Annotated in this window: 12 protein-coding genes; 11 read left to right on the top strand and 1 reads right to left on the bottom strand. The window is 51.2% G+C overall.

All coding sequences use genetic code 11. The features are described 5' to 3' along the window. Positions 1–2 precede the first annotated feature (2 nt). The 3 genes from rsgA to spoVM all read left to right on the top strand — a co-directional run bounded on the left by rsgA (position 3) and on the right by spoVM (position 1953). Entirely contained in the window at positions 3–917 is a 915-nt protein-coding gene (rsgA, locus tag OIN60_RS08505) for a ribosome small subunit-dependent GTPase A (protein WP_305754432.1), read from the top strand. 2 nt (positions 918–919) lie between these two features. Beyond that, positions 920–1585: a ribulose-phosphate 3-epimerase gene (gene rpe, locus OIN60_RS08500; protein WP_305754431.1), complete on the top strand. Its 666-nt coding sequence runs from the start codon at positions 920–922 to the stop codon at positions 1583–1585. Between the two features lie 287 nt (positions 1586–1872). Further along, positions 1873–1953, top strand: a complete 81-nt coding sequence (spoVM, locus tag OIN60_RS08490) for a stage V sporulation protein SpoVM (protein WP_040711006.1) — start codon at positions 1873–1875, stop codon at positions 1951–1953. Positions 1954–2037: 84 nt separating this feature from the next. Here spoVM and rpmB read toward each other — a convergent pair whose 3' ends face one another. Then, positions 2038–2226 (bottom strand): 50S ribosomal protein L28, encoded by a 189-nt coding sequence (rpmB, locus tag OIN60_RS08485; RefSeq protein ID WP_305754430.1) that lies wholly within the window; start codon positions 2224–2226, stop codon positions 2038–2040. A 475-nt stretch (positions 2227–2701) separates the two neighbouring features. Between rpmB and OIN60_RS08480 the strand changes: the two genes are divergently transcribed. The 8 genes from OIN60_RS08480 to OIN60_RS08445 all read left to right on the top strand — a co-directional run bounded on the left by OIN60_RS08480 (position 2702) and on the right by OIN60_RS08445 (position 12882). Then, positions 2702–4480, top strand: coding sequence for a DAK2 domain-containing protein (locus tag OIN60_RS08480; RefSeq protein ID WP_305754429.1), 1779 nt, complete (start codon positions 2702–2704; stop codon positions 4478–4480). 39 nt (positions 4481–4519) lie between these two features. Then, positions 4520–5389 (top strand): DegV family protein, encoded by an 870-nt coding sequence (locus tag OIN60_RS08475; protein ID WP_305754428.1) that lies wholly within the window; start codon positions 4520–4522, stop codon positions 5387–5389. Then, positions 5389–7437 (top strand): ATP-dependent DNA helicase RecG, encoded by a 2049-nt coding sequence (gene recG / locus OIN60_RS08470; protein ID WP_305754427.1) that lies wholly within the window; start codon positions 5389–5391, stop codon positions 7435–7437. The genes OIN60_RS08475 and recG overlap by 1 nt, the downstream gene beginning before the upstream one ends. Positions 7438–7500: 63 nt before the next feature. Then, positions 7501–7788: a stage VI sporulation protein F gene (locus OIN60_RS08465; protein ID WP_305754426.1), complete on the top strand. Its 288-nt coding sequence runs from the start codon at positions 7501–7503 to the stop codon at positions 7786–7788. A gap of 91 nt (positions 7789–7879) precedes the next feature. Next, entirely contained in the window at positions 7880–8803 is a 924-nt protein-coding gene (locus tag OIN60_RS08460; protein WP_305754425.1) for a LysR family transcriptional regulator, read from the top strand. 266 nt (positions 8804–9069) lie between these two features. Continuing rightward, positions 9070–10296 (top strand): M20 family metallopeptidase, encoded by a 1227-nt coding sequence (locus OIN60_RS08455; protein ID WP_305754424.1) that lies wholly within the window; start codon positions 9070–9072, stop codon positions 10294–10296. After that, positions 10289–11704 (top strand): YfcC family protein, encoded by a 1416-nt coding sequence (locus tag OIN60_RS08450; protein WP_305754423.1) that lies wholly within the window; start codon positions 10289–10291, stop codon positions 11702–11704. Before OIN60_RS08455 ends, OIN60_RS08450 begins: the two co-directional genes overlap by 8 nt. A 215-nt stretch (positions 11705–11919) precedes the next feature. Beyond that, the gene (locus OIN60_RS08445) at positions 11920–12882 is read left to right on the top strand and encodes an NAD-dependent epimerase/dehydratase family protein (RefSeq protein ID WP_370872452.1); all 963 of its coding nucleotides are present in this window, start codon (positions 11920–11922) and stop codon (positions 12880–12882) included. Positions 12883–12912 lie beyond the last annotated feature (30 nt).

The raw sequence follows: 12912 nt of genomic DNA, 5'->3' as shown, positions 1-12912 counted from the left end.
TTATGCCCGAAGGACTGATTGTCAAGGCGCTCAGCGGCTACTATTACGTAGCTCGGCTGGATGAAGAGGGCAAACCCGTTTCCGGCGAGCAGACTGTGCAGTGCAGGGCACGCGGCATTTTCAAGAAAAGAGGGGAATCGCCTCTCGTAGGCGACCGTGTAAGGTTCTCCCTCACCGAGAACGGTGAGGGAACTGTGGATGAAATCAGGAAAAGGGATTCCGAGCTTATACGTCCGCCGGTAGTGAACGTTTCACTGGCTGTTTTGCTGTTTTCGGTCAAAGAGCCGGATCTGAATCTCACCCTGATGGATAAATTTCTGGTTCACATTGAACATGCCGGGCTGGATGCGGTCATTTGCTTGACCAAACGCGATTTGCTGGCGAATGAAGAGCCGGACGATTCCCTTGAGCAAGTTCGTCACCTTTATGCGCAAGCGGGCTACGAAGTTCTAATCACCAGCTCCAAAACGGGCTTGGGCACAGAACGGGTAAAGGAGCTGTTGGCCGGCCGTATCAGCGTGTTCTCCGGACAGTCAGGGGTCGGCAAGTCTTCGATGCTGAATGCTCTGAAGCCTGGTCTTACGCTGGAGACTAGCGCCATCAGCTCCAAGCTGGGACGGGGCCGTCATACAACGAGGCATGTCGAGCTGATCCCGCTGGATAACGGCGGCCTGGTTGCGGATACGCCGGGCTTCAGCCAGCTTGATTTTTTGGAGTTGGGTGTGGAAGAGCTGTCTTCCTGCTTCCGGGAATTTGCCTCTTATGCGGCTGAATGCAAATTCCGCGGGTGCACACATACCCACGAGCCTGGCTGTAAAGTTACAGAAGCTGTGGAAGCGGGCGAAATCGCCCGCAGTAGATATGAGAACTATGTACAATTTTTTGAAGAAATGAAAGAAAAGAAGCGGAGGTACTAAATATGATCAAAATTGCGCCATCCATTTTATCCGCCGATTTTTCCAAGCTGGGCAGCGAAGTAGCCGAGGCGGAAGCCGGCGGTGGAGATTGGATTCATGTAGATGTGATGGACGGTCATTTCGTCCCGAACATTACCTTGGGTCCGCCCATTGTCTCTGCAATTCGTCCGCATACCAAGCTTCCGCTGGATGTGCATCTGATGATTGAACAGCCTGAACGTTATATAGCGGATTTTGCTAAAGCGGGAGCGAATGTGATTACCGTCCACGCTGAAGCGTGTGTGCACCTGCATCGTGTCGTTCATATGATTAAAGAGCAGGGCGCATTGGCCGGTGTTGCTTTGAATCCCGGGACGCCTGCCTATGCGGTCAAAGAAGTATTATCCGACATTGATATGGTCCTGATTATGACGGTTAATCCCGGCTTTGGGGGGCAATCCTTCATACCGGGCACGCTGTCCAAAATCAGACAAGTCCGATCCTGGTTGAATGAAATAGGCCGCCCGGACGTACATATTGAAGTAGATGGAGGCATTGCCGAAGAGACAGCGGCTGCTGTTGTGGGAGCCGGTGCGGACGTTCTTGTTGCCGGTAGTGCTGTATACAGCCGCCCTGACCGTGCGGCCGCGATTGCCGCGATTCGCAAGAGCGCTGAACAGAACGTATGAAACTGAAAGAGTCGCTGTGGATGGCGCTTGCGAGCATGGGGACAGGCTTGATTCTAAGCCTGTTCTCTGTTGTCAGAATGCCATTAAATACCCTGTTGTCGCAGAACCCAACTCTCTAAACCGTTTCATACAGCCTCCGATCTGCTGGAATAGGCACGGCACACTATGCATAAACATGGTTACATGAGCAGTATTCTCATGTAGCCTTTTTTTTGTCGGGCACAACGGTGAAACAAGTGCATAGTCTATAGAAGACGGACGCATGAGGATTATGGGGAGGGTGAAGCATGAAGTTTTACACAATCAAACTGCCGAAATTTCTGGGAGGCTTCGTCAAAGCGATTTTGAATACATTTCAGAAAAGCTAAAGAATATCCAGTCAGTTGAAGGGCAGGAAAAACTCAACAAAAAAAGCACCCGTTGATCAACGAGGTGCCTTTTGTATTGTACGATTAAACGCGAGTCACTTTGCCGGATTTCAGGGCACGAGTGCTTACATAAACGCGTTTTGGTTTACCGTTAACGAGGATGCGAACTTTTTGTACATTGACACCCCAGGAACGGCGGTTACGGTTGTTTGCGTGAGACACATGGTTACCGCTGCTAGGCGCTTTACCTGTCACATAGCATTTGCGAGACATAGATTCCACCTCCTATTCTGGAAATCACCTTTACCAACAGGCTAATGGTTGAAACAATCATCATCATTAGGGCCGCATAAACGCGGCATGAATGCCTCGGATCAGGCCTTGTTCATATACAGATCTGAACAAAACAATACTTATATATAATATCACAGCCCAAAAAGCGGCGTCAACTGATCCAAAAACTTTATTTATTTCTATTGTTCATTATAGTACAATGTAGATTAGTTCAGTATGCGGTTTTATGATTATAGAATTTATCAATCAATGGAACATTAATGAATAAGCATGCGTATTATTCAGAAGCAGCAGGTTGCGCTTTACGATATGTAAAATTGAGTATAACCGACCTGGGACAGGCATGACTCGGGCTCTCATTGCTGACTTTAAATCATCTTACGCCGTCTTTTGCGGAGTTTAAGAATACTGCGGCTTATGGACATGCGCATAAAGCGAGGAAGGGGAATTCTCATTGAGTAAGCGTTCTTTGAATGGAACAGATTTTGCCGCAATGGTGTTGGCCGGAGCGGAACAATTGCAGCAGCATGCGGAACACGTCAATTCCCTGAATGTATTCCCGGTGCCGGACGGCGATACGGGGACAAATATGAATTTGACGATGAGTGCGGGCGTAGCCGAGATCAAGAGGGGAGACTCTGCGTCGATTGGCGTGATGTCCGGCATTCTTTCCAAAGGATTGCTAATGGGAGCCCGAGGCAATTCCGGGGTGATCCTATCACAGTTGTTCCGCGGCTTCAGCCGTTACGCTGCCCCATACGAGGAATTAAATACCCTTCAGTTTGCATCGGCGCTGCAGAGCGGTGTGGATGCTGCATATAAAGCGGTTATGAAGCCGGTCGAGGGCACGATTCTGACGGTGGCCAAGGAAGCGGCCAAACACGCCGTTTATTATGCCCGTCGTGCTAATGACGTCACAGAACTTATGGAAGAAGTGCTGGGCAAAGCGAAGCAATCACTTGCCATGACTCAGGAGATCCTGCCTGTATTAAAGCAGGTTGGGGTTGTCGATTCCGGTGGTCAGGGGCTTGTCTATATCTATGAAGGTTTTGCGCAATATCTCCGCAGCGGGGTATCCTATGCCCCGGCGTCGGAAAAACCGTCAAATCATAAGACAGTTACACCGCGTGGGGCAGCGGTTCACGCGAGTGTAACGGTTGCGCCGGACGCCCCGATGTCGGCACAGGCGAAGCTGGAAACCGAAAATATTGAATTTTTATACGATATGGAATTTTTTATCAATCGCCAATTAAGTGAAGTCAGTCAGCCCGTCTTCAGTGAGGGAGAATTCCAGAAAGCGTTGTCAGTCAACGGGGATTCGATTATTGTAATTGCGGATGACGATATCATCAAAGTGCACGTGCATTCCAAGGCACCTGGCGAGGTGTTGAACTTGGCCCTGCAGCACGGTGAGATTACACAGATTCGCATTTTGAACATGCGTGAGCAGCACCGTGATCTGCTGTCTGCCGGAAGGGACGTCGCACCTGAGCCGGAATGGTTTGCCGATATCCCGGCTGAGCCGACGCGGGCAGAGGAGCCGTCCGAACCTCCGGCGCACGAGCTCGCGCCTTACGGTTTTATCGCGGTATCGTCAGGGCAGGGCATTACGGATATCTTCTCAAGTCTTGGCGTCGATGTTGTACTGTCCGGGGGACAGACGATGAATCCGAGTACGGAGGACTTTGTTAATGCCGCACAGAGGATTGCTGCCCAGCATATTTTTATCCTCCCGAATAACTCAAACATTGTCCTGGCTGCAGAGCAGGCCCGCGAGCTGTTGATGGGAGAGCGGCTGGTCAGCGTAATTCCGAGTAAAACGATTCCTCAGGGAATTGCTGCGGCTATTGCCTTCCAAGAAGAAGAGACAGCCGAGGTTAACCTTGAGAATATGCTGGATGCTGTTAGCCGCGTTAAATCAGGGCAGGTTACGACTGCCGTACGGGATACGGTTATTGATGATATCGAGATTAAAGAAGGTCATTATATCGGTATTCACAATTCGAAGATTGTGACGTCCGAAGAGGAGTTACTTCCAACCTGCCGCGAATTGCTCTCTCAAATGATTGTCAGCGGCGATGAAGTCGTGATGATTCTGACAGGTGCTGACAGTAAGGATGCCGAGACGGAGGCGCTTGTCTCTTGGCTGGAGCAGGAATATCCGGACACGGAAGTGGAAGTACATGAAGGCGGACAGCCAATTTATGCGTACCTCTTCTCCGTTGAGATTTAAGGATGATAGATCACGCGGAGCGGGAGAGGAGAGTGAAAGATGAGCAGGACATTCATAGTGACGGACAGCACGGCCGATATACCGAAAGAACTTGTCAATGAGCTTCACATTCGGATCGTGCCGCTGACGGTGATGTTCGGCGAAGAGGCTTTTCTCGATGGGATTGAGATGACCCCAGAGCGCTTCTACCCGGAGCTGGTCAAGTCGAAGGAGCTGCCGACCACGTCGCAGCCTTCCCCTGCTGAGTTCACCCGTACTTATGAGAGCATTCTGGCGGCGCATCCAGATGCTCAGATTATATCTATACATCTGTCTTCAGGCTTAAGTGGGACGTACCAATCGGCCGTCATCGGCCGCTCAATGCTGGATGACGAGCAGCCAGTTACGGTGTATGATTCGAAATCTGCTTCTTATGGATATGGCTATCTGGTGGTGCATGCTGCCCGGATGGCGGCGGCAGGGCGGGAGACGGCAGATATTATCCGCTCACTGGACGAGTTGGGCCAACGCCGCCAACTATATTTTCTCGTTGATACGCTGGAATACTTGCAAAAGGGTGGGCGAATCGGTAAAGCTGCGGCGACCATCGGAACGCTACTGAATATTAAGCCGATACTGTCCATAGATCAGGATGGGGTGATCTATCCTGTGGAAAAGGCCAGAGGCCACAAAAAAGCGATGAACCGTATCATAGACATGCTGGAGCAGGCGATCAAAGGTCAAAAAGTCAATGTAGTGCTGGGCCATACAGCCGACCCTTCTACAGTTGAGGGACTGACGGACATGCTGCGCAGCCGTTTCAATGTCGCCGATGTGCTGTACACGGAAATTGGGGCCGTCATCGGCACCCATGTAGGCCCCGGTACGATTGCTGTCTTTGTGTGGTCTGTCGGGGATGAGGGATCATAATGCAGAAGCTTGATCATATCGTATTAAAACAAATCAACGGCGTGAGTGCTCTCAAGGAAGGAGAGCTTCACGCCTTTGGCATCTCTAATGTCAGAGAACTGCTGGAATATTACCCGTTCCGCTATGAGGATTACAGGCTCCGATCCTTAACCGAAGTTAAGGATGGGGACAAGATTACCGTTCAGGCAAAAATTATAGGCATTCCCGTACTGCAGCGTTACGGCAAAAAGTCACGCCTGACCTGCAAGCTTATAGCGGAGGACTGGATGTTCACGGCCACCTGGTTTAATCGACATTTTCTGAAGGATCAGCTTACTGCCGGCAGAGAAATCATCGTTTCCGGCAAATGGGATGGCAAGCGGATGCAGTTGACGGCCTCCGATGCCGAGTTTCCGGATAAAGGAACGACACGCTCGGGCACGTTGCAGCCCGTGTATTCCGTGGGGGGCAAGATTACACAGAGCTGGATGCGCAAAACGATCAACCAGGCACTGCAGCAGTTCGGTGAAATGATCCCCGAGCTGCTTCCACAGCAGTTGATTCGCAAATATCATTTGATTCCCCGTAAACAGGCTGTTGCCGCTATCCACCGGCCGCAGGATAATCAGGAAGGACAGGAAGCGCGACGCAGGATGGTGTTTGAGGAGCTGTTCCTGTTTCAACTGAAGATGCAGGCGTTTCGAGCGCTCAACCGTGGCAGAATGAATGGGGTCGTGCATACGACGGATAACGCTACCATCAGGGAGTTTGTGCGTAGTCTGCCGTTTGAGCTGACTGACGCGCAGAAGAAGGTGGAACTTGAGATTCTCCAAGATATGCGCTCTCCCTATAGTATGAACCGGCTTCTGCAGGGAGATGTCGGATCAGGTAAAACCGTCATTGCCGCCATTGCGCTCTTCGCTACCGTCCGGTCCGGGTTTCAAGGGGCGCTTATGGTACCCACGGAAATTTTGGCCGAGCAGCATACCAGATCCCTGCAGAAGCTGTTTGAGCCGTTCGGGATTAGTGTCGGTCTGCTGACAGGCAGCGTGACCGGACGCAAACGGAAGGATCTGTTGGCTTCATTACAAATGGGACTTATCGATATCGTCGTCGGTACGCATGCCCTCATTCAGGAAGACGTCTTTTTCCGTCAGCTTGGTTTGGTCGTAACGGACGAGCAGCATCGCTTCGGAGTTAACCAGCGCAGTGTGCTGCGCCGTAAAGGATATAATCCGGACGTACTGACTATGACGGCGACCCCTATCCCGCGAACGTTGGCCATTACCGCTTTTGGGGATATGGATGTGTCGACGATTTCAGAACGTCCCAAAGGGCGGATACCTATTTCGACCTACTGGGTGAAGCATGACATGATGGACCGGGTGCTTGGATTTATTTCGCGCGAGGTGAGCCAAGGAAGACAAGCCTATTTGATCTGTCCACTGATTGAGGAATCGGATAAGCTTGACGTTCAGAATGCTATTGATCTTCATATCCAAATGCAGCAGGCTTTTCCCGGATTCAAGGTAGGATTGCTGCACGGACGTATGACGGCCGGGGAGAAGGAAGAGGTTATGCGCTCGTTCTATGCCAATGAGATACAGTTGCTCGTATCTACAACGGTCGTTGAAGTGGGTGTTGATGTACCCAATGCAACGCTGATGGTCATTATGGACGCTGACCGGTTCGGCCTGTCCCAACTGCATCAATTGCGCGGACGTGTCGGACGAGGCGCGTATGCTTCCTATTGTGTACTGATCGCGGATCCGAAATCGGAGATCGGTCAGGAACGGATGAAGGTTATGACTGAAACGGATGACGGATTTGAGGTCGCGCGTCGGGATTTGGATTTACGTGGTCCCGGTGACTTCTTCGGAACGAAACAGAGCGGCCTACCAGAATTCCGCCTGGCCGACATGGTTGCGGATTTCGAGGTGCTGGAGCAGGCACGCGAGGATGCCGTCAGCCTGCTCCAGGATGCAGCATTTTGGACTTCTCAGGCGTATGAGGGGCTGCGTGAATACCTGCAGCAGGAGCAGATTTTTCAGGGAGATTTGATCGACTAGGCACATTGGACCGGCTTCCGTCATATATTATAGACGGATGATTTTGACAGGAGGCTGGTACAAGTGGGTTATCAACAGTACGGAATCCATCCGCAACTGGTAGAGCGGGTGAAACTGAAGATGAAGAATCCTGCCGTTAAGGACCGGATCAAGAAGCTGATGGAGGGGGTTACGAAGGCGGACCTGCAAAACAAGGCAGTCGTTCAACGGCTGGTGAAATCATCGGCAGTCATTCTCCAGGAAAAGCTGTCGCCTGCGCAGGAGCAGCAACTGGTGACGTTCGTTATCGGTCAGCGGATTGATCCGAAAAACACGCTTCACTTAATTAAGCTGTGGGGTATGTTTAGATAAGGAGTGAACAGGGCAATTCGAAGCCGTCAGGCTAAGAATGCCCTGTTTGTGTTTTGCGGCTTTTTATTGGGAGGAGGCCGCTCCCCGTGTTATGATAGGACTCAAACCATTTGTAGGAGCGGCTGTAATGGATGAAAAAGACTGTCTGATGTTAATTTATATTGAGGAAGAACGCAGTCTGGTACGTGCGGCAGACCGGCTTTATATTACACAGCCGGCACTTACTTACCGTCTTAACCAGCTTGAAAAGTCGTTCGGTATCCCCGTGATCATCCGGGGGGCTAAAGGCGGACGGCTGACACCTGAGGGAGAGCGTCTGGTGGAATATGCGAGGCGTCATCTTGCCGGTTTGGCAGAGCTAAGGGATGCTGTGCTTCATCTGCGTAATGAAGTCAGAGGTACACTGCGGCTGGGAATATCCAGCTATTTCGGCTTATACAAGCTGCCACCGATCTTGAAGACATTTAAGGACAGCTATCCTGATGTGCAATTTTCCGTTACCTGCGCCTTAAGCTCAGAAATTTACGCCATGCTGCAAAATGATGAGATTCATGTGGGTGTGATCCGTAATGAGCACCCCTGGTCTGAAGGCAAGGATATGCTGCAGCAGGAAAGTATTTGTGTAATCTCCACCGAACCGATTGAGCTGCACAAGCTGCCGTCTCTTCCTTTGATCCGCTATAAGGCGCCCAAAACGGCAGGGGGGCTGCCCCCTTCTTCATTCAGCGAGGCTGTGCAAGCCTGGTGGAAAGAGAAGCAGGACAAGCCGCCCCTCATCTCGATGGAAGTAGACAGCTATGAGACCTGCAAGGAAATGGTCAAGCATGGGCTGGGGTATTCGATTGTGCCGCGCATCTTTGTTGCTCCTTCAGATCAGTTGTATACGCTCGATCTGGTGCTGGATAATGGAGAGCCGATTCTGCGGACGACCTGGATGCTGTATAAAAATAAGGCGATACAACTTGCTGTGGTCAGCCGTTTTGTGGAATGGATGAAACAGGAGATGGCGCGTTAGAGCAGAATTTAACAAAAGCTGTGTGAAGGGCGGTTTCTCCCGATTTTGAGTGGGGAAAGCCGTCTTATTTTTTTGCTATCGTGTTTTTGTTGTCTTCTCTTAAATAAAATTTATACAAATCAATAAAAAACATTAAATTTACTTATTTCAGCATTCTCTTTAGAATGATTTTATCGAATATTTATTCAAATAAACGAATTAACTTACACATGTGCGTCATGTCTAGGACATGCGTTTTTGTTAAATCCAGAAAGGTGGAAACGGCTTTGTGCAATATTACAACTCTGAATTATAGTGGTGAGAATCCCGGAAAGAAAATCCTTATTCAGGCAGTGGACAAGCATGATCCTGATTTGCGCAGCCTGGCGAAACAAATCCATAGTCATCCCGAGCTTAGCTTCCATGAGTACAAAGCGCAGCAGTGGCTGACCGAGCGGCTTGCTGCCGGAGGATTTACAGTGGAAAAAGGAATTGCCGGACTCGAAACGTCCTTTCGAGCTGTATGGGAAGGCGGAGGAGAAGGGCCAACCGTGGCGCTGCTTGCCGAATATGATGCTCTGCCGGCGATCGGCCATGCCTGCGGTCATAATCTGATCTGTACGGCGGCCGTAGGCGCGGCCTTGGCCCTGAAGGATACAATGCCTGACCTGCCTGGCCGACTCGTTGTCCTTGGCACACCGGCCGAGGAAGAAGGCGGCGGCAAAATTATCATGTGCGAGCACGGTGTATTTGATGAGATTGACGCGGTGATGATGGTGCATCCGCAGAATAAGACGATGGTGCTGCGCGGTGGGCTGGCCTGCCTGGATGTTACCTTTACCTTTCACGGAAGACAGGCTCATGCTTCTTCAGCACCCGAGAAGGGGATCAGCGCCCTGGATGCCATGATCAACGCTTTTGTCGCCATTAATTCAGTGCGCCAATTCGTCACGAGTGACGTGCGGATTCACGGCATTATCACCAAGGGAGGCGACGCTCCTAATGTAGTGCCTGAGCTGTGTGAGGCGGTATTTATTTTGCGGGCAGACACGGTGGTCGGTCTGGCGGCTGTGCAGAAGAAGGTCTATCGGGCGGTCCGGGCTGCCGCAGAAGGGCTCGGCGCAACCGTTGAGATCAAGGAAGGACTGGTCTACGCGGAACGGAATACGAACCGCCAGTTGGCCGAGTTGTTCCAGCGGAATTTGGAGGACATGGGCTTGGAGGTAAGTGAGCCCCCTGCACAGGGCGGCATCGGTTCCTCGGATATCGGAAATGTCAGCCAGGTCACGGCTGCCATTCATCCCTATATTCGGCTCGGTGACGCTTCGACGCATACACCGGAATTTGCCGAGCTTGCCGGTGGAGAGGAAGGCATGGTCGAGATGAACGCCGCTGCCAAAGCACTCGCTCTAACAGCCTATGACTTGTATACGAATCCGGAGGCTTTGCAGGCCGTGCGGGCTGAGTTTGGACAATGGAAAAAGCAGAGAGACGAGGGAGCACAGCATGGATAGTACGGCAGCACAGAACGAAAAAAAGAAATGGTTGAAAATGCCGCATACGTTTGTCATTCTTATCATTCTTACTTTAATCGCAGGCATTCTGACCTATGTTGTGCCTGCTGGAGAGTTTGAGCGGGTGGAGGACGAGGCGAGCGGGCGTACGCTGCTCGTGCCCGGTTCTTACGGTGCTGTGGAATCCAATCCGGTCACCTTATGGGATATTCCGAAATCCATTGTCGGCGGGCTGGTGGATTCGGCGGATATCGTCTTTTTTATCCTGATTATCGGCGGAGCCTTCCATATTATCACTTCTACGGGCACCATTGAAGCGATTACCGGCAGAGTGGCGCGGGCTTTTGCGGATAAAGGACTGTGGGTCATCCCGGTGTTTATCACGCTTTTTTCTGTGGGTGGTTTTACGATGGGCATGTCTACAGAGGTCATGGTATTCGTGCCGATCGGTATCGCCATCGCCAGGGCGTTAAGGTTCGATGCTTTGACCGGAACGGCGATGATATCGCTCGGGGCCTCCTGCGGTTTCACGGCGGGGTTGCTGAATCCGTTTAATGTTGGGCTGGCGCAGGCGATTGCGCAAATCCCGGTGTTCTCCGGCTTATGGCTGCGTGCGATCATTCTCGTCGTCCTGATCCTGGTCACCAGTCTGTATTTAATGAGATATGCAGCGAAAGTCAAGAAAAACCCGGAACAAAGCCTGGTCTATGAGCTGGAGAAGGGGGCCGAAGAAAAAGAGCTTGATTTCTCCGACCTGCCTCCGATGCGGCTGAAGCATTATTTGACCTTGCTGACGATTGCTACCGGCTTTGCACTGCTGATTTGGGGTGTATCGACACAGGACTGGTGGATGGAGGAACTGGCAGCGCTGTTTCTGTCTATGGGCGTGGTGGTCGGCTGCTGCGCGGGTTACGGTCCCAGCCGCATCGCCTCCGAATTTGTCAAAGGCGCAAGTGCAATTACCTATGGTGCGCTGATTATCGGGCTTGCCCGTTCTATCGTCGTTGTACTGGATCATGGCAACGTTATTGACTCGATCGTATATGGCCTTTCCATGCTGGTCGGGGAGCTCCCGGCTTCCGTTCAGGTACTGGGGATGTATGCATTCCAGAACATTATGAACGTCTTTATCACCTCGGGCTCGGGAATGGCCGCGACAACGATGCCGATCATGGTGCCGCTGTCCGACCTGCTTGGGATTACGCGTCAGACAACGGTGCTTGCCTTCCAGCTTGGAGACGGCTTCTCCAACATGATTCTACCGACCTCCTCGGCGTTGATGGGCAGTCTGGCCGTATCTGGAATTCCTTATCAAAAGTGGGTTCGTTTCTTCTGGCCGTTGCTGGCTATCTGGTTTGTATTGGGTGCGGTGTTTGTCGTCGTGGCCCAGGCCGTAGGATATCATTAAGCTTAAAAAAGGGGATGTCTCTTGTAGCCGCTGGCTGGAGGCGTCCCTTTTTGAGTTGTGCAGGCTGCCATTAGGATTTGCCTGAATTCATCAAGAGAAAGTTCTAATAGAGGGAAAACTTAATTTAGTTATTGACTGATCACTATCTGATACTGTATGATGAATCCAAGTTAGTGATTGATTAATCACAAATCAAAAAGAGAGGTTGATGAATGATGAAAAAAGCGATAGTAGTAGGTGCCACAGGCGGAACGGGAGCCGTAGTTACGGCAGAGCTGGTCAAAGGGGGAGTGCCTGTAATCGCCTTTGGCCGTTCTCGTCAAAAGCTGGAGGAGCTCGCTAGTCAGCTCGGACATCCTGCACACCTGTCGCTCGCTATCGGTGATGCGTTTCGGCCGGATGACGTTGCAGCAGCGGCCAAAGAAACCGATGTGTTATTTCATTGTGCAAACGTTCCTTATCATGAGATGACAAGCAAGCTGATTCCGCTGGGTGAATCCATCATGGAGGCCGCCAACCGGCTGAGCTTAAAGGTGGTCGCCATCGACGGCATTTATCCTTACGGAAGAAGGCAAATGAACAAAGTAACCGAGGATCATCCCAAGCAGCCGCACACTAAGAAAGGCAAAACCCGCCTTGCTTTCGAGCAGATGATCTTCAGCAGCCGTTGGAACAACGTGCGTGCGATGATTGTTCGTTTGCCCGATTATTACGGACCAACCGCGAATCAGGCGTCTTATCTTGGCGGTACACTTGAAGCCATCGCTGCGGGTAAAATGGCCTTTTTCATCGGTAACATGAAGGTTCCCCGTGAATACGTATATTTGCCGGATGCAGCCATTATGGTTGTAGAGCTTGCGGGACATGATCAGGCATACGGGCAGAACTGGAATATTCCCGGCTCGGATATGATTTCCGGACATGAGATTGTGCGAGTTGCCCAAGAAGCAAGCGGAACGAAGAAGTCTGTTATTCCGCTTGGCAGAACCGGGTTATCGGTGCTTGGATTATTTGTTCCAGTGATGAAGGAGATTGTTGAAATGCTCTACTTAACGGAAGAGCCTTTGCGCTTAAGTGGAGAGAAATATGAACGTTATATTGGGAAAATTCCAACGACCAACCATGCGGACGGAATTGCAGCCACCATTCGTGCCTTGCAGCAGAAGAACAAGCCTTAAGGAGGCTCATGGCGAATGCCGCTATAAGCT

Source organism: Paenibacillus zeirhizosphaerae (assembly GCF_030705605.1).
Taxonomy (GTDB): domain Bacteria; phylum Bacillota; class Bacilli; order Paenibacillales; family Paenibacillaceae; genus Paenibacillus; species Paenibacillus zeirhizosphaerae.
The sequence above is the reverse complement of the archived record's forward strand: the minus strand, read 5'-3'. Positions and strand labels throughout refer to the sequence as shown.

Coding starts and splice junctions, on each gene's coding strand:
- rsgA (WP_305754432.1), top strand. CDS start 3: ATGCCCGAAGGACTGATTGTCAAGGCGCTCAGCGGCTACTATTACGTA.
- rpe (WP_305754431.1), top strand. CDS start 920: ATGATCAAAATTGCGCCATCCATTTTATCCGCCGATTTTTCCAAGCTG.
- spoVM (WP_040711006.1), top strand. CDS start 1,873: ATGAAGTTTTACACAATCAAACTGCCGAAATTTCTGGGAGGCTTCGTC.
- rpmB (WP_305754430.1), bottom strand. CDS start 2,226: ATGTCTCGCAAATGCTATGTGACAGGTAAAGCGCCTAGCAGCGGTAAC.
- OIN60_RS08475 (WP_305754428.1), top strand. CDS start 4,520: ATGAGCAGGACATTCATAGTGACGGACAGCACGGCCGATATACCGAAA.
- recG (WP_305754427.1), top strand. CDS start 5,389: ATGCAGAAGCTTGATCATATCGTATTAAAACAAATCAACGGCGTGAGT.
- OIN60_RS08460 (WP_305754425.1), top strand. CDS start 7,880: ATGATAGGACTCAAACCATTTGTAGGAGCGGCTGTAATGGATGAAAAA.
- OIN60_RS08450 (WP_305754423.1), top strand. CDS start 10,289: ATGGATAGTACGGCAGCACAGAACGAAAAAAAGAAATGGTTGAAAATG.
- OIN60_RS08445 (WP_370872452.1), top strand. CDS start 11,920: ATGAAAAAAGCGATAGTAGTAGGTGCCACAGGCGGAACGGGAGCCGTA.